This window comes from Aeromonas sp. Y289-2, assembly GCF_027705925.1.
Taxonomy (GTDB): domain Bacteria; phylum Pseudomonadota; class Gammaproteobacteria; order Enterobacterales; family Aeromonadaceae; genus Aeromonas; species Aeromonas veronii.
Window position 1 is genome coordinate 107707 of sequence record NZ_JAPDCH010000010.1, and the last position, 24163, is coordinate 131869.

Genomic DNA, 24163 nt, shown 5'->3' on the forward strand with positions numbered 1-24163 from the left:
GCCGGACTTTTTTATGGTCAAAACGCGCTATAAGGGATTACTTGCCGAGGATGGCGTACTGCATCTCTTGCAAGGGGAGCACATGGCGGGCAGCTCCCAGCTTGATCGCCTCCTTGGGCATGCCGAAGACCACGCAGGAGGCCTCATCCTGGGCATAGGTGTTGGCACCCGCATCCAGCATCTCGCGCAATCCCCGGGCACCATCATCCCCCATGCCGGTCATGATGATGCCGGTGGCATTCTTGCCGGCATATTTGGCGACGGAGCGAAACAGCACATCCACCGAGGGGCGATGGCGGTTGATAAGCGGCCCGTCGACCACCTCGACGTGATAGTAGGCACCACTGCGCTTGAGCAGCATATGCTTGCCGCCGGGGGCAATCAGCGCCAACCCCGGGATCACCCGGTCATTGTTCCTCGCCTCCCGCACTTCTATCTGGCAGACCCCGTTCAGCCGTTCGGCAAACATGGCGGTAAATTTCTCCGGCATGTGCTGCACGATGACAATGCCGGGGCTGACCCGGGGCAAGGCAGTCAGCACGGCTTCCAGCGCCTGGGTGCCGCCGGTCGAGGTGCCGATGGCGATGAGCCGCTCGGTGGTTTGTGCCATGGCGTGCTGGTTGGGCGCCAGCATGGCATCTGCGTTGAGTTTGGTGCTGACCGGCACAGATGAGGGCTTGCCCACGCGCTTGAGGTTGGCCTGGGCCGCGGCACGTACCGCCATGGCCAGGTCGTGGGCAGATTCTTGCAGAAAGCTTTTTATCCCCATGGTCGGTTTGGTGATGATGTCCACCGCGCCGGCAGCCATTGCCTGCAAAGTGGTCTCGGCCCCCTTTTCGGTGAGGGAGGAGCAGATCACCACCGGGGTTGGATGCTCTGCCATGATCTTGGAGAGAAAAGTGATGCCATCCATACGGGGCATCTCCACATCGAGCACGATGACGTCAGGCCACTCTTTCTTCAGTTTTTCCTGGGCAAACAGGGGATCCGATGCCGTGGCGATCACCCGGATATCAGGCTCCTGCTCCAGCACCGCTTGCAATACCTGTCTGACCACGGCGGAATCATCCACCAGCATGACCCGGATCTGCTTCATTCTCGCGACTCCCGTTGATGTGGCAGACGATGATGGCGGAGCCAGACACTGCCGTTGCTGAGCTCAAAGAGCAAGCTTCGGTGGCCGCTATGGCCAAGATGATGAGCCTTGATATCAAGGCCAAGGTGTCGGGTCAGCTGCCAGGCTGCCTGAATATTTTTGGCGGCGACATTGTTGTCGCTCTGTGCGTATTGAGGCTCGGTAAACATGTTGCCACCCCCGAACAACTTGGCCTCATATTCATGGATGGGGGCGGGATAGTGACTGGCCGCTTGCAGCAGCAAGGCGAGGGCTTCATCGGCATAGCGCCCATCCAGCTTGGCAGAGGGATTGCGCCGACTTGGCAGCATGTAGTGACACATTCCTCCCTGTTTCTGCTCCGGATGCCACAAGGTGATGGCAATACAGGAGCCCAGTACGGTTCTGACCACCACATCCTCCTTGCCAAAAAAGAGCTCTCCCGGTTGCAGGATCACCTCCCGAGCCATGACTTATCTCTTCTGATAGATGGAAGGCGAGACAAGCTGCAGACCGTGGTGCAGGCCATGCAGGCTCTCGGCGTGGCTTACCAGCAGGTAGCCACCGGGTTTGAGTCTGGGTACCAGCCGCTGCAATACTTGCCCTTTGGTCTCCTTGTTGAAGTAGATCATCACGTTTCTGATGAAGATGACGTCAAACATGCCTATGTCCGGCAGATCCTGATTGAGGTTGATCTGCATGAACTGCACCTTGTCCCGCAACTTGCGATCGATGATGAAGATGCCCTCCTGCAGGCCCACACCCTTGAGGCAATATTTCATCAAAAAGGGCAGTGGAATATTTTGCGCCCGCTCGATGGGGTAGCGCCCGCTCATCGCCTGTTCCAGCACCCGGGACGAGATATCGGAGGCCAGGATCTCCCAGTTGAAGGTGCTGCGTTTTTCCGCGAGGGTCATGGCCAGACTGTAGGGCTCCTCGCCGGATGAGCTGGCAGCGCTCCAGACCCGTAGTGGTTGCTCGGGCGGGAGCGCTGAGACTATCTCCCGCGTCAGAAACTCGAAGTGTTTGGGCTCCCTGAAAAAGTAGGTTTCGTTGGTGGTAAGCAGATCAAGCGCCAGCTGCAGTTCGCTGCTGCGATCGTTCATGATGAGCTGGAAATAGTCGTCATAACTATCCAGCTCATAGTGACAGAGCCTTTTCGCCAGGCGGCTGGCTACCAGCGCCTTCTTGGCTGGAGACAGCTCTATCCCCGCCGTTTGATGAAGCCAGCGTTGGAAACGGGAGAACTCATCATCATGCAGCTGGGTTTGATACAAAAAACTGTCCCTCTACCTGTGTTGTGGCGATGGGAGAGGCAACGCCTCTCCCGTGACTAGAACCGGACAAAATCGCCATCGCCGATGGGGCGTTGGCCTGTGGCGGCTCGTTCCCGACTGTTCGCATTGCTCTCGTTCATGAAGCGACCTCGGGTATTGGGGTGAAGATGCGAGGTGGCTGCTTTACCTTCTTTGGCGTGGACCTCCAGGGTAAAGAACTCCATGGCCAGCTGCAGCTGTTCAGCTTGGCTGCTCATCTCTTCTGCCGTGGCAGCCAGCTCTTCGCTGCAAGAGGCGTTCTGCTGGGTAACCTGACTCAACTGGTTCATGGCCTGATTGATTTGGCTGACACCGGTGGATTGTTCAACCGAAGCGGCACTGATCTCCTGCACCAGATCCGAGGTCTTATTGATGGAGGGCACCATTTGATCGAGCAAGCGACCTGCTTTTTCCGCCATCTCGACACTGCTGGAGGCCAGCTCACCAATCTCCTGTGCTGCCACCTGGCTGCGTTCGGCCAGTTTGCGCACCTCCGCCGCCACTACGGCAAAGCCTTTGCCGTGATCGCCTGCCCGCGCCGCTTCGATAGCTGCGTTGAGTGCCAACAGATTGGTCTGGTAGGCGATGTCATCGATGATGCCAATCCGTCTGGCGATCTGCTTCATGGCATCCACAGTCAGTTTGACCGCTTCTCCTCCCTCTACGGCCTCTTTGGCTGCCTTGCTGGCCATGCCATCGGTGACCTGGGCATTGTCGGTATTCTGGTTGATGCTGGCGCTCATCTGCTCGATGGAGGCGCTGGTCTCCTCCATGCTGGAGGCCTGTTCACTGCTGGATTGGCTGATCGACTGGGCGGTCGCGCTTACCTGCTCGGCGGCACTGGAGAGGTTGTCAGAGGCGCCGCGCACTTCGGTGACGATGTTGGTGAGCGATGCGATGGTCTTGTTGAGCGCATCCTTGGTGGTGCCAAACACGCCGGGATAGTCCGCCTCAATCTGTTGGGTCAGGTCACCTTTTGCCAGACATTGCACGACCCGGATGACGTCGTTGAGTGTGCTGTCGATCACTTCGGCAATCTGGTTGATCCCTTCTCCCATCGCCTGAAAGAAGCCGCTCTTGCCAGCAAGTTCCATCCTGCGGTGCAGCTCGCCATTGATCACGGCCTGCACAATGTCGGACATCTCTTTCTCTATCATTACCTCCTTGGTTCTGTCGGCCCATTCGACCACGGATCCCAACCGTTCTCCGGTATCGTTGAAGACCGGATTGGCGATCAGGGAGAAGGTGCGCCCCCCCAGCTGAATCTGGGTACGGTAGGTGCTGTTGAGTTTGGCCAGCATGGCGCGCTGATGGCCGGGATTTTTATGAAAGCTGTCGATGTTGGCGCCCATCAGCTGATTGGCGTTGAAGCTGTATAGCTCTTTCTTGATGTCGGTCTCGGCCTGATTGAGCATGCCGGTCACTGCCTCGTTCATATAGATAATGTCGAGGTTGGTATCGGCAATCATCACGTTGGTGCTGGCGCAGTCGAGGGCTTTGCGAACCAGCTGGTTCTCATGGAGCAACACCTGGTTCTTTTTAATGTCGTTGCGGCTCTGTTCCAGCTTGTCACTGAGCAAGGTGACCACCTCGTTGATGGCATGTCCTACTTCACGCAAGGGGCTATCCATACCGGAAAGATCGAGTGGTGCTGGAACCTGCTCTGCCAGGACTGCGTGTTGCAGTTGGCCGATTGCGTCGAGTAACAGGGTCCGCTGCCTCACTTCGGTGGCATTGTCTCCGAAGAGTTTTCCTAAGAGTGATTGGGTCATGAGCGTTTCCTTATGCTGCATGTCGTGGAGTATGGAGGCCTGTTCAGGAGGGTTGCAGGTTGCCTTGTGGCAACCTTGCCTGTGGCTGGGCCAGTTCGTTGAGTTGAGCCATCTCATCGAGTGACAACACTTTTCCGGTATCGATGAGGATGACGAATTTGCCGTTGACCTTGCCCATGCCACTGATGAAATCGGCCCGGATGCGGGCACCAAAACTGGGTGGGGGCTCGATATCTGCTTGTGGGATACCCAGTACTTCCGATACGGAATCCACCACAACGCCAATATCCTGACCTACAGGTTCATCGCCCTGCGGGGCCACCCCCTCAATAATGACGATGCAACTGCGGCGAGTGATGACCGAAGGTGCATTGCCAAAGCGGGCATTCAAGTCTACGACCGACACTACCGCTCCTCTGAGGTTGATTACGCCGCGAATAAAACCCGGCATCATCGGAACCGGAGTGATATTGCCGTATTCGATGATCTCTTTGACCCCCAGAATATTGATGGCGAACATCTCGTTGTTGATCAGAAATGTCAGGTACTGGGCATCGCCACTGCTCTCGTCAGCGGCCGCTGATGGCACCGTGATGTCGGTGGATGTATGCATGGTCGCCTCCGGTTAAAAGCGGACAAAATCCGCGTCATCAATGGAATGGGATGATGGTTGATTGGGCTGGCTGGCCCGTTGTGGGGGGGCGATGAAACTGCCTCTGGGAGGCATGCCCTTGTGGCCGGTTTCATGGGGCCTGGTGTTGAGCTGTGCACTTTGTTCCAGAGCAAAAAAGGCCATGGTTTGCTGCAGTTCGCTGGCTTGTGAACTCATCTCTTCGGCCGTGGCCGCCAGCTCCTCGCTGCTGGCCGCATTCTGCTGTGTCACCTGATTAAGCTGGTTCATGGCCAGACTGATCTGGTTGGCTGCGCTGGCCTGTTCCCCGGAAGCAGCATTGATCTCTTGTACCAGATCAGAGGTTTTGCGAATGGAGGGGACGATCCTCTCCAGCAGGTTGCCAGCCCGCTCTGCCTTGCTGACGCTGTCGGAGGAGAGCTCGCCAATCTCCTGAGCAGCGATCTGGCTGCGCTCTGCCAGCTTTCTCACCTCGGCAGCAACCACCGCGAAGCCTTTGCCATGCTCTCCGGCGCGAGCCGCCTCAATGGCGGCGTTGAGGGCAAGCAGGTTGGTCTGGTAGGCAATGTCGTCGATGATGCTGACTTTCTTGGCAATTTGCTGCATGGCGGTCACCGTCTGTTGAACGGATTGGCCCCCTTCGGTTGCCTCCAGCACCGAGTTGCTGGCCATGCTGTCGGTGATCTTGGCGTTCTCGGTGTTCTGATTGATGCTGGCGCTCATCTGCTCGATAGAGGCGCTGGTCTCTTCAACGCTGGCTGCTTGCTCACTGGTGGCCTGGCTCAATGCCTGCGCAGTGTTGCTCACCTGATTGGAGGCATTGGTCAGGTTGTCGGCGGCGTTGCGTACCTCTTCGATGATATTGGTCAGCGCAGTGATGGTCCTGTTGAGGCCGTCTTTGGTCTGGCCGAAAATACCTGGGTAGGGCTCATCGATCCGTTGGGTCAGATCCCCCTTGGAGAGCGCGGTGGCGATGCGCATCACATCTTCCAGACTGGTATCTGTCACATGGGAGAGGCGATTCAGCAGCTCGGATACCCGCTTGATATATCCTTGACGATCCTCCAGCGCAATCTTGTGGCTGAAGTCGCCCTGTTCGACAGCGGCGGTGACCAGCGTTTCGATATCCGTGATCAAGGCCCCCAGTTTCTTGACCATGTTATCCATCGCCATCAAGAGCTGACCCGCTTCATCGTTGGACTCTATCCGGATCGATACATCCAGATTGCCATCGGACAGACTATTGGCCACGCGCAGAGCCTGTTCGATGGGGGTGATGATGCTTTTGATCAGCAAGGTGCCAAACCAAGCTGCGAGTGCGATGCCGACCGCGATAACCACCGCCATGGTTATAAGCATGACGTCATACCAGGATTGCGCTGCGGTATATTCTGACTTGGCCACATTGAGCTGCAGGTTGACCAGCTCGGTGATTTTGTTGCCTATCGGGTCGATGGAGCCATAGAGGGCACCGTCAAAATTGTTCAGCATGCCAGTAATCATGCCGTGCTGGGTGGCGAGGTATTTCTCCAGCTTGCCAATATCAGTATCGGCCGCGTTGAACAGGGTTGTCGCCTCGGCTGACAAACGCTGTTCATCTGGTGTGAGAGTGGTGGACTGGTAGTGATGCCACTCGTTTTTGATTGTCTGCTGTGCCTGTTGTATCTGCTTCAAAGCCTCTTCTGCCGGGATCAGCCCCGCATTGGCCTTGTTGAGGTTGTCGATGATCGAGACGGCATAGCTGTCGGAGATGGTCTTCAGCTGCTTAAGGGGAACCACCCTGTCGTTGTAAACGCGCTGCAACCCGGTATTGCTGCTCTGCATGTTGTATAACCCGAGGCTGCCAACGGCCAGCAGCAGTAGGCAGAGCATGCAGAGCAGTACAATAAGACGCAATTTGATGGTGGAATTTTTTAACATGATGGTCCCCTCAGTTGATGCTGGATTGAGGCAGGTTGCGCGACACTGTCAACCTGTTGAGCTGACAGGATTCCTGAGTGATTGCGTGCTGGATCAGCGAAGGAATGTCGAGGATCAGGGCGACCTCTCCCCCCCCCAGAATGGTTGAGCCACTGATGCCCTGTAGGCGCTGGAACAATTTTCCCAACGGTTTGATGACGGTCTGGAATTCTCCCAGCAGTTCATCCACTACCAGTCCGGATTTTTTGCCTGCGTGGCTGACCACGACAATGTTCTCGCGCCGCCCCTTGCTGCCATTGGTATCGAAGTAGTGTTGCAGGCGGATAAAGGGCAGCACCTCGCCACGCAAATTGATGTAATTACGACCCTGGGTATCGGCCAGTGCACTCTGGGTCAATTCAACGCACTCGATCACCATATCGAGGGGAATGACATAGTGGGTGTCGCAGACTCGCACCAGGAAGCCGTCGATGATGGCAAGGGTAAGCGGCAGGCGGATCTGCACACGGGTTCCTTTTCCCGGGATGCTGTCCAGATCGACCGTGCCGCGCAGGGCAGTGATGTTGCGTTTGACGACATCCATGCCCACCCCGCGACCGGAGAGGTTGGTTATCGCCTCGGCCGTAGAGAACCCCGGCTCGAAGATCAGGTTGTATATCTCCTGATCCGTCAGCGTGGTGGTTGGGCTGATCAGACCGCGCTCGATGGCTTTTTGCTGGATCCTGGCTTTGTTGAGACCTGCACCGTCATCCCGAATTTCGATGACGATACTGTTGGAGTCGTGATAGGCATTGAGATTCAGGGTGCCACGGGGGGGTTTTCCTGCCAGCAGCCGTTGCTCTGCCGATTCAATGCCATGATCCATCGAGTTTCTGACCAGATGCATCAGCGGATCGCCGATCTTCTCTACCACCGACTTGTCCAGTTCAGTCTCGGCTCCGGAGATCACCAGAGTGATATCCTTGTTCAGTTCCTGACTGACATCGCGCACCACCCGCTGGAAGCGGTTGAAGGTATCGCCGATAGGCACCATTCGCAGGCGCAGTGCACTGTCGCGGATCTCTTCCACCAGCATGGCAATGACCGAGGTGGCTTCCTGCAGTTGGCTTTCGCGGGTGCGTTGGGCCAGCAGATTGGCTCCTGAACTGGCGACTACCAACTCCCCGACCAGATTGATCAGATCGTCCAGCTTGTCGGCATGCACCCTGACGTAACGGCCCTCTTTGCTCTTGCTCTCCTTGGTCTGGTTCTGTTTTTTCAGGGCGGCATCGACGACGGCTTCGTTGACGGCACCCTGCGCAATCAGGATCTCCCCGAGTTTGGGCGCTTGCTCTGCCGGGGTCGCTTGTTGTGCCTGCAGACCGCTGGCTAACTCCTCTGCGGTCAGGGCGCCGGTGTTGACCAACAACTGCCCCAGCATGGCGCTATCTTCCGGCAGCGACTCGATCAGGTTGATGAACTCGGCGATCTTGCTGTGGGGTGGCAAGATGGTGATCTGGCAGTCATCTCTGACAAATTCAAAGACATCGCTGATGGCCGTCTTGTCTGCCTGCGAGTCGAAGTCTATCTCGTAGCCTAGGTAGCAATTCTCCGGATCGAACTGTTCCCAATCCGGTAACGCCTGATGGATGGTCTCCACCGAGCATATGGTTCCGAGGGTGCCGAGATAGCGCAGAAATGCGGCCGGATCCATGCCATTGCGCAGCACATCGGGACCAAAACGCAGGGATATATGCCACAAGGAGGCGGAGCTGGTAATTCCTCCCTCTTTTTCGATCTTGGGTTCCGGCGTATGCACAGTATCTGGCAGCGTGGCATGGGGGACGCACTGATGACGAGTGAGGGTGAGCCTCAGCCGTTCATCTTGGTTGGCATCGCCCTCGCTTAACGTGCTGCCCTGTTCTGCAACGACACTGATGAGCGTCTGGATATGGTCACAGCTCTCCAGCAGATCCTTAATCAGAGGAGAGGTGACGGTGAGCTGCTGATTGCGGATCTGGTCTAGCAGATCCTCGACAATATGGGTAAACCCGACGATGGGTTGCAGACCAAACAGGCCAGCTGACCCCTTGATGGTATGAGCAGCACGAAAGATGGCACCAATCAGCTCGCTATTGTCAGGGTCAGATTCCAGTGATAGAAGGGCTGACTCCATTTCTTCAAGCAACTCGCGTGCCTCGGCGATATAGGTTTGTAAAGCCTGATCAAGATCGATGCTCACGGTGACTCCTTGTCATGGTGGCTCAGGGCCGTTCGCCATGGGTGATGAGGGTGGGGTCGCCAAAAAAGGCCGAGAGCTGGCAGAGCTCCAGCAGTTCAAGCACAACATGGCTGTGCCAGACCAGCGCCAGGGAGGTGCCCTGCTGCAGAGCGGTCTTCTTCGCTGCCAGCAGCAGTTGCAGCCCGGCGCTGTCTATCTCGGATACCGCCGCCAGATTCAGCTCCAGTTCGTTCCCCTGATGCAATAAGGGCGAGAGAGCATCTTTCAGCTCGCTGACTGTATAAATGGTGATCTCGTCCGGCATGGTCACCACTACCTTGTTGTCGAGTTGCTCACTCTGTAGTTGCATGATGTGCTCCGGATCACGGCATGATGAGCTTGGCGACTGCGGCCAACATCTGTTCGGGCTGGAAGGGTTTGACCACCCAGGCTTTGGCTCCTGCGGCTTGTCCCTCCTGCTTCTTGCTGTCCTGAGACTCGGTGGTCAGCATGATGACAGGGGTAAATTTGTAGTTGGCCAGCTTTTTGGCCTCTTTGACGAAGGTGATGCCATCCATGTTCGGCATGTTGACGTCACTGATGATCAGGTTGATCTTCTTGCCATCAAGTTTGTTGAGCGCATCTCTGCCGTCAGAGGCTTCCATGACCTCATAACCGGCGCCCTTGAGGGTCATGCCCACGACTTGGCGAATAGTTGCCGAGTCATCCACGATCAGGATCGTTTTGCCCATATCTCTCTCCTAGAAAAATGTGATGTCGGCGCTGCTTGGTTGCGCGTTGACAGAACGGGTGGTGCGACCATGGTGAATATTGCGCTGTTCGTCGGTGGCGTATGAGAGTTCCATCTCTGCCAGCCAGCGATTGGCATCGATCTGGATTGGCCCTGTCGCATTGCTGCTCTTCTCCGAAGCAACCAGATGGCTTGAGAGGCTCTCCATGTTTTGTCTGACGTGGCTGAGGATCTGGCTGACCCTGTCTTGAAATTGCAGCGAGACAATGACGCTGGAGATTTCGCGATGGATATCGGTGCTCTCGTTTTGCAGCAGGGAGGCGGATTCCGCCAGGCTGTCAGTGGCATGGCGAAAACGGGCCAGTACCTGTTCGATTGTCTGCTCCGAGTTGAGTGCCGAGGCGTGATCCCGTGCGGCAGCATTTTCGGCAATCTGGAATGCGCGGCCGATAGCAGTATTGATGGTGTCTACCTTGTCGGTCATCTTCTGGGCGGTTTCGCTGGAGAGGCGGGAGAGGTTGCGCACTTCATCAGCGACCACAGCAAAGCCACGGCCTGCTTCCCCTGCGCGGGCCGCTTCAATGGCGGCGTTGAGGGCCAGCAGGTTGGTCTGGGAGGCGATTTTGGCCACATCCATGGCCATGCTGTTGAGCTCTATGGTGTAGGTGGTCAGGCTTTTTATCTCACCCAGCATGGCGTCTCGATTGGCCTGGGCGGAATGCAGGATGGCAACCACTTCATTGAGCTGCTGCTGGCTCTCGCTCAAGACTCCAGCCATGCCACGGGAATTGGCATCACCCAATTCTCCGGCTGCCAGATGAGAAGCATTGACTGCTTCTTCCAGCTTGTTGGCCAAGCCGCTGAAGCGTTGAGTCAGGTCAATCATCGCGGCTTCGGTTTGTTGACGAGAGCTTTCAATTTGCTGGGACCAGATAGGTAGAGCCTTCTCGCACACCTGTTCGAGCCCGATGATGGAGTGGGCGAGAGGATCGGTTGCGACGGTTTGTTCCTCTCCTGCACGATGTGGGAGTGTGTGCTGGTGGAAGTGACTCGATGTCCAGAGCGCGGCGGCAATGGCAACCAGCACATTGAGCAGCAGGTAGAGAGGTGACAGCGCATCGGCGAGCTGCAGCAACAGGCAGCTCAGCAGAGCAAGCCCGATGCAGCAAATCCAGCAAACCGGTTCCCAAAGCGGTGTGTTCACGCCACTTTTGTGTTGTGCCATACGTAGCTTATCCCTGTGCAATTATTTGGTAAGAGGTAAAGGCGCAGGACCGAAACAGTCATGGTGCCCCTTGACGCTCTTTTCTTTATTTATAGTTGGCACAATAAGGTTAGCGGAAAAAAATTAATTGGCTGCAAATAGGAGTTGTTTGTATCAGCGATTGCCGTATCAAGCGGCTTGCGAGGTGGTGGCAGAGCTAGGTGGGGATGAAAAGGAGAGAAGGAGCCTGAGGATTCAGGCTCCTGATGAGGATCAGGCCTCGTTGGCGTGAGCCTTCTGGCAACCTTCCACAGCATGGGCGATGAGCTCCAGCGCACTCTGGTCGCAGGGGGGCAGTTCGGCATCACACGCCTTGATGGGGGTGACGCGATCTCCCCACTTGATGATGGCGGCACCCCAGGTCAGGCCGGCACCGAAAGCGGCGGTCAGCAGATAGGAGTTCGGTTTGACGCGGCCCTGCTCCAGCGCTTCGCACAGGGCGATGGGTACAGTGGCGGCGGAGGTGTTGCCGTAGTTTTCGATGTTGACCATCACCTTCTCCATCGGCGCATTCATCCGTTTGGCGAGGGTCTCGATGATGCGGATATTGGCCTGATGGGGAACGATCAGGTCGACCTGCTCCGGCGCAATACCGGCCTGCGCCAGCACAGTGCTAGTGGCCTCACCCATGCCGCGCACGGCGCGTTTGAAGATCTCCGGCCCTTCGAAGTTGAAGGTGAATAGCCCATCGATATCGGCAAAACGCACCCGATCGGTACCGAAGTTCGGTACGTGCAGGATCTCCCGCGCTTCGCTGTCACAGCCCAGTTTGTTGGCGATCAGGCCACATTCCTGCTCGCTCGCCTCGATTACCACGGCACCGGCACCATCGCCAAACAGCACGGCGGTATCGCGGCGCGCCCAGTCCAGCAGGTAGGTGAGGCGCTCGGCGCCGATCACCAGCACCTTCTTCATCATGCCGGTCTGCACCAGCGAGGTAGCGACGGAAAGGGAGTAGACGAAACCAGTGCAGGCAGCGTTGAGGTCAAACACAGCGGCGTTGACGGCGCCAAGCTTCTTCTGCACCGCAGAGGCTGCGCTTGGCAGCAGGTTGTCCGGGGTGGCGGTCGCCAGGATGATGCCATCGAGATCGCTCGCTTCCAGACCGGCGCAGGCCAGCGCGCGGCGACCGGCCAGGGTGGCGAGATCCGAGGTGCTGACATGGGAGATCCGGCGGGCCTTGATGCCGGTGCGCGGATAGATCCACTCGTCTGACGTATCCATGATGGTGCTGAGGTCATCGTTGGTCAGCACGGAGGGAGGCAGGCATTTGCCCCAGCCGGTGATATTGGCGTATTTCATCTTGTTACCGCTTCTCAAAGTGGATCGCCCGCGGGCGGAAAATCGTGCAATTATGCCGTACGAGACAACCACTGTCATCTTGTGGTCATGGTTATGTGCAGGGCGAGCGGCTGCGCCATCTGGTCGCAAAGGGCTGCAATGTGCCGAACATGGCAGGAAATTTCGCTTAAAGCGCGGGACTCCTCTGCCCTAAGATAGGCATTTCGCCACCGATGAGGGTATCTCCTTGCTCAGAGCCAATCTCAACTTGTTGCCGACCCTCAAGGTGCTGCTGGAGACCCGCAATATCAGCCGCGCCGCCGAGCTGCTGCACCTGAGTCAGCCCTCCATCAGCAAGCAGCTTGCCCAGTTGCGCAGCGAGTTTGATGACGAGTTGCTGGTACGGGAGGGGCAACGCTGGTTGCTGACGCCACGGGCCGAAATGTTGGCCGCCCAGCTGGCGGATTCTCTCGGTGCGCTGGAGCGGCTCTACGAGGCGCCCGGATTTGACCCGAGCCGCTGCGAGCGGGTATTTCGACTCGCCTCTTCTGATTATGTTGCCCAGCATATCCTGCCCGATATCTGTGCCGCGCTCGCCAAAGAGGCGCCGTTGGCGGCGCTGGAGTACAGCCTGTGGGACAAGCGTCAGCTGCCGCAGTTGTGGCAGTCCGAGCTCGATCTGGTCTCTACCATCACCGAGCAGGTACCGGAGCAGATACGCGGTCTGCATCAGGGGGAAGATCGGCTGGCGGTGTTGATGGGACGTCATCACCCGTTGGCGGGCAAGGCGCTGAGTCTCGATGACTATCTCGCCTGGCCTCACCTGCAGGTGAGCGGGGGAGGTGACAAGGACAGCCCGGTGGAGCAGGTATTGGCGCCGCAGGGACTGAGTCGGCACTGGTTTGCCAGAGTTCCCTTCTTTCAGGCGGCAGTGGAGGTGTTGCTGCGCACCGATTGCCTGATGACCACCCCTGCTCATATCGCCTGGCAGCTCTCCTGCGGCCATGAGCTCACCTTTGTCGACTTGCCCTTTGCGGCCCGCGACCAGCAGTATCATCTGCTGTGGCACCAGCGCCACCATCAGGATCCGGCCCACCGCTGGTTTCGCGAGCTGGCCTACCCCTTCCTGCGGGATCACCTGCAACATACCGTCGGCGAGAGTCGCAAGCTGCTTGATCTCGGCGGTTAGCCTCGGTCAGTTGTGTTGCGTTATAGCCATGGGTTATGGGTTCTATTCATAACTTTCACTACTGGCATAACGGCTCAGCCCGTACCCTGAATGCAGGCATCCTATCGAGCATATAAAGAGGAAAAACATGGAACTGACGAGTTGGCTGGCACTGGCCGCAATCTGCGTGATGGGCGCCATCAGCCCGGGGCCGAGTCTGGCGCTGATCATCCGCAACACGGTGCAGGGTGGGCAGGGGCATGGCGTCGCAACCGCGCTCGGCCACGGCTTCGGGGTTGGTATCTATGCGCTGGTTACCGCACTGGGCCTCTCCATTTTGATCACCCAGACCCCGATCTTGTTTGATCTTATCCGCTACGGCGGTGCAGCGTTTCTTGCCTGGCTTGGGGTGAAAGCCCTGCTGGCAAAACCAGCCAGTGGTGAAGCGAGTGAAGAGGTGCACCAGCTGCGTGGTCGGCAAGGGGCCTTTGAAGGTTTTATGGTGGCCTTCCTCAATCCCCAGCTGGCGGTCTTCTTCATCGCCCTGTTCAGCCAGTTTGTGCGGGCCGATACCGGTTGGAGCGAAGGGGGCATCATGATGCTTACCGCTGGCGGGATCGATGCAGTCTGGTACGTGCTGGTGGCGCTGGTGCTCTCCCGCGGGCCGGTGCTGGCGTGGCTTAAAGCCAAATCTTTTGTCATCGACAAGGTGAGCGGGCTGGTGCTGCTCGGGCTGGCACTCAAGGTGGTCATGTAATCCTGTATTTCGCAGATACCTTAAGCGGGATCAAGGCACGCGGGTGGTGAATGGGCTAGAGTAGCGCCCATTTGCTGTCCGCCCTGATCCCGAGACCATGCACCAGAACAAGCACCCGTTAAGCCACAACAACCGGTTGGAGCTGCTGGCTCCGGCCAAGAACCTCGCCTACGGCATCGAAGCCATCAACCATGGCGCCGATGCCGTCTACATGGGCGGCCCTGCCTTTGGCGCCCGCAGTGCGGCGGGCAACACCATCGAAGATATCGAAGCGCTGGCGCGCCACGCCCATCGCTTCGGTGCCCAGGTCTTTGTCGCCTTCAACACCCTGCTGCATGATCATGAGCTGGAGCAGGCCCGGCGGCTGACCCACCAGATCTACGAAGCCGGTGCCGATGCGCTCATCGTGCAGGATATGGGACTGCTGGCGCTGGATTTGCCTCCCATCGCGCTCCATGCCAGTACCCAGACCGACAACCGCACGCCGGAGAAGGTGAAGTTTCTGCAGGATGTGGGTTTCTCTCAGGTGGTGCTGGCGCGCGAACTGTCTCTTGCGCAGATCCGCGAGATCAGTGCGGCGACCAATGTGCAGCTGGAGTTTTTTATCCACGGCGCGCTCTGTGTCTCCTACAGCGGTCAGTGCAACATCAGCCATGCCCGTACCGGCCGCAGCGCCAACCGTGGCGAGTGTGCCCAGCTCTGCCGTCTGCCCTGCTCGCTGCAAAAGCCGGATGGCGAAGTGTTGGTGGCCGACAGCCACCTGTTGTCCCTCAAGGATATGGATCAGACCGACAACCTGGAGGCCTTGATCGAGGCGGGGATCCGCTCCTTCAAGATTGAAGGGCGCCTCAAGGGGCTCGACTACGTCAAAAACGTTACTGCCTGGTATCGCCAGAAGCTGGACGCCATTCTCGATAGTCGCTCCGATCTGGTCGCAGCCTCTGCGGGTCGTTGCAGCTACAGCTTCACGCCTGACCCCAAGAAGAGCTTCAACCGCGGCAGCACCGATTATTTCCTCCATGGCCGCCAGCAGGGGATCGATTCCACCAAAAGCCCAAAATATGTGGGCGAACCGCTGGGGCGTGTTACCAAGGTGACCCGTGACGGCATCGAGATCGACGGCAAACAGGTCACCCTCAACAACGGCGACGGTTTGGGCTTCTTCAAGCCGAACAACGAGCTGGTGGGGATGCGCCTCAACAAGGTCGAAGGTAAGCAGTTACTCCTGTCAGAACGCATGCCGGGTTTGAAGGTGGGGACAGAAATCTACCGCAACCACGATCAGGCCTTCAGCAAGATGCTGGAGAAGGCGAGCGCGGATCGCCGCATCCGAGTCGATATGGTGCTGGCTGAGTGCGATGAGGGCGTGATCCTCACGCTCACCGACGAGCAGGGCATTAGTGCCACGGTGACCCTGCCTTGCGACAAACAGCCTGCCGACAACCCGGAGCGGGCGCTGCAGCAGGCGCGGGATCAACTTGGCAAACTCGGCAATACCCTGTTTGTGGCGCGCAAGATTGAGTTGGCATTCACTCACCCGCTCTTTATCGCCGCATCACAGCTCAACGGTCTGCGTCGGGACGGCATCGCTGCGCTGGAGGCGGCACGGGTGGCCAGCTACCAGCGCCCTGAGCGACGCATCGCCCTGCGGGATATCAACTATCCCCAGCACCGCCTCTCCTACCTTGGCAACGTGCTGAACAGCGCGGCCGAACAGTTCTTCCGCGAGCACGGGGTGGAGCGCATCGCTCCCGCCTATGAGGCGAACAAGGAGGAGCGGGAAGTGGTGCTGATGATCACCAAGCATTGCATCCGCTATAGCCAGAACCTCTGTCCGAACGAGGTGCCCGGTCTCAAGGCCGAGCCGCTGGAGCTCAAGATGGGTAAAGATACCTTCCGCCTGCGCTTTGACTGCAACCGCTGCGAAATGCATGTGATGGGCAGCCTGAAACGCTGATCAATGAGCCCCTTTCTCCATCCGGAAAGGGGCAATTTTTATCGCAGGTTCTCTGCCTACCCTCCTTTAATTGTCCCTCTCCAGCGCCAGCAGCGTTTTTTTAATCTCCAATCCCCCCGCATAGCCGGTCAGGCTGCCGTTTTGGCCGATCACCCGATGGCAGGGGACGATGATCGAGAGCGGATTGCGGCCATTCGCCGCGCCCACTGCCCGCACCGCATCAGGTTTGCCGATGGTGCGAGCGATATCGCTGTAGCTGCGGGTCTCGCCGTAGGGGATGTCGCACAATGCTTGCCATACCGCTTGCTGAAATGCGGTGCCGCGGGCGGCAAGGGGCAGGGAGAAGCGCTGCAAGCGACCGGCAAAATAGGCGTCAAATTCGGCGAGGAAGGGAGCCAGTGCTCTGTGATCTTGCTGCCAGCCACTCATATCGGGCAGTGCCCGCAGGCCCGCCACAAAGTCTACGTGCACCAGACCAGATTCATTGATGGCAACCAGCAGATCGCCGCAGCGGGTCGGCAGGATATCGTAGCGGATCATGGGGTTCTCTCCTGTTGTTGGATATCTGGCTGTTGTTCATTGCCGGTAGCACGGAACAGCAAATCGGGCGCTTCACTCATGGCGTGCCACAGCCAGCTGGCCGCATAGCTGCGCCACGGCTGCCATACTGCGCTTTGCGCCAACACCTCTTTTACCGGCAGCTTGGTGCCGCCGCCGAGTGCCTTTTGCAGCACTAGATCGGAAGCGGGGAAGGCATCGGTATCCAGCCCGCAGCGCAGACGCCAGTAAGAGACCGTCCAGGGGCCTATGCCCGGTAGTGCCAGCAACTGCTCATCACTGGCTGTCGTGAGGGTCAGCTCACCGCTGGCCAGTGCCTTCGCCACTCCTCGCAGGGTACGAATACGGCTGCCGGGCATGCCGATACCGTCGAGATCGAGTTCGCACAACTGGGCGGGGACCGGTAGTTGCGCCACCCCGAATTGCGCCTCGGTACGGGCTACCAGTCGCCCGAGTATGGTGATGGCTCCCTTGACCGACACCTGCTGGCCGACGATGGCGCGCAGCATTACTTCGTACTCATCCCAACCACCAGGCAGCCGCACGCCGGGCCAGCGCGCCTGCAAGCGGGCGAGCAGCGGATCCTGACCGAGCAGATCTCCGATCCGCTGCATGTCGGCATCGAGGTCCCACATCCTGCGCACCCGATAGAGCAGATCGGGCAGCGCTGCGAGCGGCAGATCATGGACTGTGAGTTGCAAGCTGTGCCCCTTGCCCTGCGCGATGCGCACCAGCGCGACCTGATCGCCGACCCGGTAGCGCCGCTCATACACCTCACCATCTACCCGCTCCAGCCTGGGGATCGCCCGCAGCCGGTAGAACGCCAGCATGGCCGCCACGTCATATGGGGGGCGGTAGGGCAGTTGCAGGGTCAGGGGGGCGCCGCGGGGCTGCGCACTCATGTGCTCTGGCGCGTCATCGTGCTGCTCCTGCTGGCGCAGGGAGCGCGGGGCCAGTCCGTAGGCGTTGAGCCAGGCGTCATTGAAGCGGCGGATGCTGGCAAAGCCGGCAGCAAACGCGATGTCGGTGATGGGCAGCCCGGTTTCGGTCAGCAGCCTTTTTGCAAGCAGCAGGCGGCGTGTTTGCTCCACCTGTTTTGGCGAGGCGCCTAGATGTTGCTCGAACTGGCGGCGCAGGGTGCGTTCGCTGATCCCTGCCTCAGCGGCGAGTTCAGCGAGCGTGCCCTCAGCCAGCTCGCCGCGATCGATGCGCGCCAGCAGACGTGCCAGTTCAACCGGCAGATCGCCACGGGCGGCGGGGGCCAGCTCGGGGCGGCAGCGCAGGCAGGGGCGCAGCCCATACTGCTCGGCGGCCGCGGCGCTTTGGAAGTAGCGCACATTGTGCTCGTGCGGTGGCCGTGCCGGGCAGACTGGCCGGCAGTAGATGCCGGTCGAGAGCACGCCGGTAAAGAAGCGGCCATCAAAGCGAGCATCGCGGGCGAGCCGTGCGGCATGGCACTGCTCACGGCTGAGGGGGTTGATCACCTCATCTTGTGACGACTCTGGGCTGGGCTTTGCATTCATGGTGTGGGCGGCTTTGCTGGAATAGATGGCAAGAGAGTAAGGGGGCTCAGGGGCTGTGACTAGCCAGAAACGGACAGGGATAGCAAAAATTGGCCAAAGGTTTTTTTGCTCTTTTATTGCACGGCCGGGTTTCACTCTTCGTCACGCTGTTATTCATGTATCGCGGCTCGACAGAAGGGGGCATAACGGACGGGTCGTAGGCACGATTGGCCTAGCTTTATTTGCTTAGCGAGATTAGTGGCGGCGAAAACTGCTTAAAAATTAATAACAGATCACATAACTATCTTTTTTACATTGAGTGTGGCGATTTTGTGTTGTTCAATCGAGTCAGTTAATTTTTGATGATTATTAAGTCATCGCATTTGCGGCCCAGGGCCGACCAATAACAACACTTGCCAAGGATGATAAGTGAACGACTGTAAGGCATGGCCCCATTGCCGTGGGTTTAGTCTGATCGAGTTGTTGATCGCCATGACGGTTGTCAGCATTCTCGCGGCCATCGCGTTGCCAGCGTATCAGGGTTATATGCAACAGGGACGTCGTTACGAAGCGCAGCAGCAATTGCTGGAGCAGGCGCTCGCCCTCGAACGTATCTATACCCAACAGGGCCGTTATCCCGATACGTTCGCTACCCCTTCCAACACGGATTTCTACCAGTTCAGCTACAGCCAGCAAGATGCTGGCGACTACCTGCTCAAAGCCATTCCAACGACGCGACAACAGGATGAGTGCGGCACTCTGACCCTCGACCAGACCGGTTATCGCGCGGCCAATCGCCATGACTGCTGGGGATCATAAGATGAATGTGCGCGGATTTACTCTGATTGAGTTGATGATCACGGTCGGCATCGCCGCCATCTTGCTATTGGTCGGGTTGCCCTCCATGAGTCAGCGCCTCGCGGCCGAACGGCTCGATCGCAGTGCGACCGAACTCGCGTCAGCCTACCGCTTTGCCCGCAGCGAAGCGGTCAAGCTGACCCTGCCGGTGGTGCTGCAGGGCACCGAGAACGGTGGCTGGGAGGTGATGGCCGACAGCCAGCGGTTGCGTCAGGCATCGGCTCCTGGTGGCGGCGTGGTGATCAAGCCGTTTGACCCCATCCAGCTCGCGCCAACCGGCAGCAGCAGCCACGCCGAGATCATTCTGGCCAATCGCCTCGGTGAGCAGCGGGTGCTCTGCGTGGCCCCGAGCGGCCAGCTGCTGCAAGGGAGCTGCTCATGAGATACGCCGCACTTGCCCGCCAGCAAGGCTTCAATCTGGTGGAGATCATGGTTTCCATGGTGTTGGCGGTGATGGTGTTTCTCGGTCTCGCCAAGGGGCAGGTGGTCTCGTTGCAGCAGGCGCATTACAGCTTGCAGAGCACGCTGGCCACGATCGAGGCGAGCAACAGCGTGGAGCAGATCTGGAGCTCGCTGTGTGAAGTGCAGCGCAAGCCCGAGCGGTTCACCCAGGCCGATTTTCTTGCCCGCTTCATCCTGCAGGATGGCCACCGGCTGGTGCTGCCGAACCGTTATAGCGACAACTTTGTGGTCGCTATCGAGTGGCAGGATGAGCGGGTCTCCGGCGCCAAGCGGGTGGAGTTGAACGCAGGATTTCCGCCTTTATGCTGAGCGTCCCCTCACGGCAACGAGGCGTCAGTCTCGTCGAGCTGATGATCTCCATGGTGCTCGGTCTGATGCTGATGCTGGCGATTTTTGCCGGTTACGCCCCGATCAAGAGCACGGTCGAGCAGAGCAAGGCGCTGGAGCAGGCAAACGAAGTGCTGCGCTTTGCCACTCTCACCTTTACCAACAGTATCAAGCAGGCGGATCAGCTGATAGCGGTCACCCCTGATCGCCTGACGCTGGCCTTCAAGGTAGAGGGGGGCAGTCAGGTGCTCTCCTGCCTTGGCAACCAGAAAACCGCCGATTTTACCGAGCAGTACCGCTTCACGCCGCCGGTACTCAGTTGCGATGACGGGGATGGCCCGCGCCTGTTGCTGGCACATCTTCAGGATCTTGAATTCGGCCAGCAGGGTGCACTGGTCAATATCCGCATCTTGCCCGAAGGGCTGCCCAGCTATCTGGCGCCGGGAGTCGAGGTGCAGGTGGCCCGCCGCAAGGCGGTCTGGGCAGCAGCGTTGGCCACATCCGGGGCCAACGCCACAGTAGGGGGTGTGGGATGAACAAGGGATTGCAGGGGCAGCGGGGAGCCGTACTGCTGGTGGTGCTGGTGGTGAGCCTGCTGTCGAGTCTGCTGGTGTTTACCAGCATTCAGGAGAACCAGTTGCAGACCCGCCTGAGCGGCAATTTTCACAAGAAGATCAATGCGCAGCTCAGTGCCGAGCAGGGGATGAACGAGAGTTATCGAGCCCTGCATCAGGCCCTTGGCGCCGAACCGCGGATAGAGTGGGCTCAACTGGTGCAGAAGGTGCCTGGCAATGGCGAAGGAGCCATGGCGGGCAGCCGCTTCAGCATCGATCAGCTGGATGCCTCCACAGGCAGCAAGCTGGCGTTGCAGAGCCATGGCCGCTATCTGGAGGGCAATGCCAGCCTCAACGCGCTGTTTGCTCTCAAGCGCGAGCCCGGCAATCTCATCTTTCAGGATTCGGTGGTGGCGTGTGAAGGGTTGAGCCTCTCTGGGAGCGGTTTTATCGACAGCTATGACTCGCGCAAGGGGGCGTACAAGGAGTCTGTTTCCGGGACTCTTAATCAGGGGCAAAACGCCAAGGTGGCGACCGTCAGCGACAAGGCCAATGTAGTGCTCGCCGGGCACTCCCCCATCTGGGGTGATGTGCGGGCGACCGGCTCGGTGACCTTGAACGGCTCTTCACCTGTTGCGGGTAATGTACTTGCTGGTGGCGACATCACCATTTCTCCTTCTGATGGTGTCGTCAGGGTTGAGGGCAGCGTAAACGGGAGTGGAAATTTTGCCTTGCAAGGGGGGCATATTGCCGGAGCTGTTGCGATCAATGGTGATGTTTCTATGGGTCATGGCACAAGCATTGCTGGCGACAAGTTGAACTATGGTGGGAACGGGGCATTCCTTGATGCCAAGCATCAGAAGTATCTGGATCCCCAATACCGAACTCATCCCAAGCTACCGCCTGTGGCCGGGCAGGTGTGTGACCCGCTCAATGTGGCCGCGCTGCCCAAATCGTTCCCCCCTGCAACGCTGCCCATCAATGGCCCGCTGACGCTGGGCGCCACTCAGCAGATGGTGCTGACCACAGATCCCTCCACTGGCTCGGTCACCAGCAGCAACCAGCATAAGCCTGGGCTGCCGCTACCCGGCAAGGGGGAGCTGTTTGGCAAGGAGCAGACCGTTTACAAGCTCGAGAGCCTCAATATGAGGGCCGATGCCAGTCTCACCATCAAGGGGGATGTGGTGCTGCTGATCGACAAGGATTTCACCATGACTGGCAGCAACAAGTTGACGGTGAGCGAGGGCAGTAGTCTGACCCTGATCGTCAGCGGCAAGGTCGATCTCGGGGCCGGTGCAGAGGTGACGGCAGCCAAGCAGGGGCTGACCACTGGCGGTACGCCTGCTATCTCCCTCTATTCCGCCTATAGCGGCAAGGATGGGATCAAGCTGTCGGGCAATACGCCGCTCTATGCCGCCCTCTATGCCCCGCTGACCGAGATGCAGATCAGCGGAAGTGGCGGTCTGTACGGGGCTGTGCGGGCAAAACACTTGACCGAGAGTGGCGCGGGTGGTGTGCACTATGACGAGGCGCTGGGCATGGCAGATCTGGGGGACGATCAGGGGCCGCCTCCGACGCTGGCACTGCGGCAGTGGCACTTTGTGCGGTGAGGCTGGCGAGCCGCTAAAAAGGATCGAATGGGGCGCGCAACTGTGAGATGGTGGAGGTCTGTCCACCCAGTCGTTCACTGTTGAGGAGTGCTCCATGCCAGGCCCCGCTCGCGCCGGTGCCCTGATCTATGCCAAGGATCCGGGCCTGCTGACCCACTTTTATCGTACATTGCTGCAGATGGTGGTCTGTAGTCAGGATGAGCAGCTGGTAGTGCTGGAAAACAGCGATATCCAGCTGCTGATCCATGCCATTCCTGAGCCTTATGCCGGGCAGGTCGTTATCAAGCGGCCGCCAGCACTGCGAGAAGAGGGGGCCATCAAGCTGTTCTTCACCGTCCCCAGCCTTGCCTGGGCGGAAGCGAAGGCGGCGGATCTCGGCGGTGGCCTGCTGCCACAGCAGTGGAATGGGCCCGGCTTTGTGGTGCGCAATGCCTTCGACCCTGAGGGCAATATCCTGCAACTGCGCGAGTTGCTGGGTTCCCCGGACCCCCTCTGAACCCTCTCTTTTTACAGCATGGTGGTGGCGTGCTGTGCCATGCACCGCCATAAAAACGGGGCCTGTCATGGCCCCGTCTTGTTTTACCCGTGTAGCACGCATCACTTCAGATAACGCTGTTCCAGATGCTGGCGCAGCCAGTGCGGGTTGAGCGCTTCACCGGTGGCACGGCGCACCAGCTCGTCGGTGCTGTGCAGGCTCCCCTGCGACCAGATGTTGCGTCCGAGCCAGCCGAAGATCTCCGGCAGGCGGCCCGCCGCGATCACCTCATCCATGCTGCCCAGCTCTTTCTCGAGGGCAAAGCGCAGCTGGGCGGCATACATGGCGCCCAGGGTGTAGCTCGGGAAGTAGCCGAACGAGCCGTCGGTCCAGTGAATATCTTGCATGCAGCCATTGCGGTAGTTTCCCTTGGTGGAGAGCCCCAGCCACTGCTGCATCTTGGCATCCCACAGCTCGGGGATGTCGGCCACCTCGATCTTCCCTTCCACCAGATCGCGCTCCAGCTCGTAGCGCAGAATAACGTGGGCCGGATAGGTCACCTCATCCGCATCGACCCGGATAAAGCCCGGCTCGACCCGGCTGTAGAGCTTGGCCAGATTGTCCGGCGCAAACGCCGCCTGCTCGCCGAAGTGGTGACGAATGCGTGGTGCCAGCAGCGCGAGGAAGGCCGGATGATGCCCCAGCTGCATCTCGCAAAACAGGCTCTGGCTCTCGTGGATCGCCATGGAGCGCGCTTCGGCCACCGGCTGACCCAGCAGATGGCGCGGCAGCCCCTGTTCGTAACGGGCGTGGCCGGTCTCGTGCACTATGCCCATCAGGCTGGAGACAAACTCCTGCTCGTTGTAGCGGGTGGTGATCCGCACATCGGTCGGCACGCCGCCACAGAAGGGGTGACTGCTCACATCGAGGCGGCCGTGGGCGAAATCAAAGCCGAGCAGTCCCATCACCTCCTGACCGAGCGCTTGCTGGGTGGGGATGGGGAAGGGGCCTTGCGGCAGCAGCAGGGCATCGCCCTTCTGCTGTTCACTCACGGTCTGGATAAGAGCCGGCAGCCAGCTGGCGAGATCGCCGAAGATCTGATCGAGCCGTGCGCTGGTCATGCCCGGCTCATAGAGGGCCAGCATGGCGTCGTAGGGGCGCACGCCAAGCGCATCGGCCCGCAGCTGCGCTACTTCACGGGAGAGTTTCACCACCTCCTCGAGATTGGGAGCAAAACCGGCCCAGTCGTTGTTCTTGCGCTGGCTGCGCCAGGCGTGCTCGCACTTGCTGCCAGCGAGCGACAGCGCTTCGACCAGCTCACCGGGCAGCAGGCTGGCATCTTGCCACTGGCGCTTGATCTCGCCGAGATTGGCCCGTTGCACTTCATCCAGCGGCTCACTCTCGGCCTTGGCAATCCAGTCGCCCAGCTCGGGAGCGGTGCGCTTCTGGTGGATTAGCAGACCGAGTTCGGCCATCGCTTCGGCGCGGGCACCGTTGCCCCCTTCCGGCATCATGGCCGCCTGATCCCAGCCGCAGATGGCGGCGAGGTGGCTAAAGCGGTGGATCTGCTGCTGATGTTGTTCAAGCTTTTGATATGACATGGGATTGTCCTTGTTATCGTCCCTGATGGTATGCCGCCCCGTACCTGGCATGCTCGGGGCCGTTCGATGCTAACACCGCCGCTGT

At 59.0% G+C, this 24163-nt stretch carries 23 protein-coding genes; 9 read left to right on the forward strand and 14 right to left on the reverse strand.

The features are described 5' to 3' along the window. Nucleotides 1-37: 37 nt before the first annotated feature. From OKC43_RS15275 to OKC43_RS15325, 11 genes are all read right to left on the reverse strand, one after another. Nucleotides 38-1096, reverse strand: coding sequence for a protein-glutamate methylesterase/protein-glutamine glutaminase (locus tag OKC43_RS15275; RefSeq protein ID WP_042080649.1), 1059 nt, complete (start codon nucleotides 1094-1096; stop codon nucleotides 38-40). Beyond that, complete coding sequence (cheD, locus tag OKC43_RS15280; RefSeq protein ID WP_042080650.1) at nucleotides 1093-1584, reverse strand: chemoreceptor glutamine deamidase CheD; 492 nt, start codon at nucleotides 1582-1584, stop codon at nucleotides 1093-1095. Before cheD ends, OKC43_RS15275 begins: the two co-directional genes overlap by 4 nt. A gap of 3 nt (nucleotides 1585-1587) precedes the next feature. Further along, nucleotides 1588-2391: a CheR family methyltransferase gene (locus OKC43_RS15285; protein ID WP_040068586.1), complete on the reverse strand. Its 804-nt coding sequence runs from the start codon at nucleotides 2389-2391 to the stop codon at nucleotides 1588-1590. Nucleotides 2392-2447: 56 nt separating this feature from the next. Then, nucleotides 2448-4202: a methyl-accepting chemotaxis protein gene (locus tag OKC43_RS15290; RefSeq protein WP_179903246.1), complete on the reverse strand. Its 1755-nt coding sequence runs from the start codon at nucleotides 4200-4202 to the stop codon at nucleotides 2448-2450. Between the two features lie 43 nt (nucleotides 4203-4245). Beyond that, the gene (locus OKC43_RS15295; RefSeq protein ID WP_042080654.1) at nucleotides 4246-4815 is read right to left on the reverse strand and encodes a chemotaxis protein CheW; all 570 of its coding nucleotides are present in this window, start codon (nucleotides 4813-4815) and stop codon (nucleotides 4246-4248) included. Between the two features lie 12 nt (nucleotides 4816-4827). Beyond that, nucleotides 4828-6753 carry a HAMP domain-containing methyl-accepting chemotaxis protein gene (locus OKC43_RS15300; RefSeq protein WP_236271699.1) on the reverse strand — a complete coding sequence of 642 codons (1926 nt, stop codon included), beginning with the start codon at nucleotides 6751-6753 and terminating at the stop codon, nucleotides 4828-4830. 10 nt (nucleotides 6754-6763) lie between these two features. Beyond that, on the reverse strand, nucleotides 6764-8974 hold the full coding sequence (locus tag OKC43_RS15305) for a chemotaxis protein CheA (protein ID WP_236271700.1): 2211 nt from the start codon (nucleotides 8972-8974) through the stop codon (nucleotides 6764-6766). A gap of 22 nt (nucleotides 8975-8996) precedes the next feature. Next, nucleotides 8997-9323 carry an STAS domain-containing protein gene (locus OKC43_RS15310; protein WP_179903249.1) on the reverse strand — a complete coding sequence of 109 codons (327 nt, stop codon included), beginning with the start codon at nucleotides 9321-9323 and terminating at the stop codon, nucleotides 8997-8999. A gap of 13 nt (nucleotides 9324-9336) precedes the next feature. Continuing rightward, nucleotides 9337-9705, reverse strand: a complete 369-nt coding sequence (locus tag OKC43_RS15315; protein WP_236271701.1) for a response regulator — start codon at nucleotides 9703-9705, stop codon at nucleotides 9337-9339. A 9-nt stretch (nucleotides 9706-9714) separates the two neighbouring features. Further along, entirely contained in the window at nucleotides 9715-10929 is a 1215-nt protein-coding gene (locus tag OKC43_RS21705; RefSeq protein WP_322112496.1) for a methyl-accepting chemotaxis protein, read from the reverse strand. 252 nt (nucleotides 10930-11181) lie between these two features. Beyond that, nucleotides 11182-12270 (reverse strand): ketoacyl-ACP synthase III, encoded by a 1089-nt coding sequence (locus OKC43_RS15325; RefSeq protein WP_042080660.1) that lies wholly within the window; start codon nucleotides 12268-12270, stop codon nucleotides 11182-11184. Nucleotides 12271-12496: 226 nt separating this feature from the next. Here OKC43_RS15325 and OKC43_RS15330 point away from each other — a divergent pair, with 226 nt between their 5' ends. From OKC43_RS15330 to OKC43_RS15340, 3 genes are all read left to right on the forward strand, one after another. Continuing rightward, nucleotides 12497-13438: a LysR family transcriptional regulator gene (locus tag OKC43_RS15330; RefSeq protein ID WP_236271702.1), complete on the forward strand. Its 942-nt coding sequence runs from the start codon at nucleotides 12497-12499 to the stop codon at nucleotides 13436-13438. Nucleotides 13439-13565: 127 nt separating this feature from the next. Then, complete coding sequence (locus tag OKC43_RS15335; RefSeq protein ID WP_203119562.1) at nucleotides 13566-14174, forward strand: LysE family translocator; 609 nt, start codon at nucleotides 13566-13568, stop codon at nucleotides 14172-14174. A gap of 97 nt (nucleotides 14175-14271) precedes the next feature. Beyond that, a complete protein-coding gene (locus OKC43_RS15340) occupies nucleotides 14272-16131 on the forward strand; it encodes a peptidase U32 family protein (RefSeq protein WP_236271703.1) in 1860 nt (619 codons plus the stop codon). A gap of 66 nt (nucleotides 16132-16197) precedes the next feature. Here the strand turns inward: OKC43_RS15340 and OKC43_RS15345 are convergent, their stop codons facing one another. Together OKC43_RS15345 and OKC43_RS15350 are read right to left on the reverse strand one after the other, a co-directional pair. Continuing rightward, nucleotides 16198-16671 carry a methylated-DNA--[protein]-cysteine S-methyltransferase gene (locus OKC43_RS15345; protein ID WP_236271704.1) on the reverse strand — a complete coding sequence of 158 codons (474 nt, stop codon included), beginning with the start codon at nucleotides 16669-16671 and terminating at the stop codon, nucleotides 16198-16200. Beyond that, a complete protein-coding gene (locus OKC43_RS15350; RefSeq protein ID WP_236271705.1) occupies nucleotides 16668-18212 on the reverse strand; it encodes an AlkA N-terminal domain-containing protein in 1545 nt (514 codons plus the stop codon). The genes OKC43_RS15345 and OKC43_RS15350 overlap by 4 nt, the downstream gene beginning before the upstream one ends. A 408-nt stretch (nucleotides 18213-18620) precedes the next feature. On the opposite strand from OKC43_RS15350, the gene OKC43_RS15355 reads away from it, so the two are divergent. The 6 genes from OKC43_RS15355 (at nucleotide 18621) to OKC43_RS15380 (ending at nucleotide 22498) form a co-directional block, all read left to right on the forward strand. Beyond that, nucleotides 18621-19010: a type IV pilin protein gene (locus OKC43_RS15355; RefSeq protein ID WP_236271706.1), complete on the forward strand. Its 390-nt coding sequence runs from the start codon at nucleotides 18621-18623 to the stop codon at nucleotides 19008-19010. Between the two features lies 1 nt (nucleotide 19011). Further along, nucleotides 19012-19431 carry a GspH/FimT family pseudopilin gene (locus OKC43_RS15360; RefSeq protein ID WP_236271707.1) on the forward strand — a complete coding sequence of 140 codons (420 nt, stop codon included), beginning with the start codon at nucleotides 19012-19014 and terminating at the stop codon, nucleotides 19429-19431. Further along, nucleotides 19428-19820 carry a type IV pilus modification PilV family protein gene (locus OKC43_RS15365; protein ID WP_236271708.1) on the forward strand — a complete coding sequence of 131 codons (393 nt, stop codon included), beginning with the start codon at nucleotides 19428-19430 and terminating at the stop codon, nucleotides 19818-19820. Before OKC43_RS15360 ends, OKC43_RS15365 begins: the two co-directional genes overlap by 4 nt. Continuing rightward, nucleotides 19814-20374: a PilW family protein gene (locus OKC43_RS15370; RefSeq protein WP_270804019.1), complete on the forward strand. Its 561-nt coding sequence runs from the start codon at nucleotides 19814-19816 to the stop codon at nucleotides 20372-20374. Before OKC43_RS15365 ends, OKC43_RS15370 begins: the two co-directional genes overlap by 7 nt. Next, a complete protein-coding gene (locus OKC43_RS15375) occupies nucleotides 20371-22002 on the forward strand; it encodes a DUF7305 domain-containing protein (protein WP_236271709.1) in 1632 nt (543 codons plus the stop codon). Before OKC43_RS15370 ends, OKC43_RS15375 begins: the two co-directional genes overlap by 4 nt. A gap of 94 nt (nucleotides 22003-22096) precedes the next feature. Next, entirely contained in the window at nucleotides 22097-22498 is a 402-nt protein-coding gene (locus tag OKC43_RS15380) for a VOC family protein (protein ID WP_139399197.1), read from the forward strand. Nucleotides 22499-22599: 101 nt separating this feature from the next. Here the strand turns inward: OKC43_RS15380 and OKC43_RS15385 are convergent, their stop codons facing one another. Further along, nucleotides 22600-24078, reverse strand: a complete 1479-nt coding sequence (locus OKC43_RS15385) for a carboxypeptidase M32 (protein WP_236271710.1) — start codon at nucleotides 24076-24078, stop codon at nucleotides 22600-22602. Nucleotides 24079-24163 lie beyond the last annotated feature (85 nt).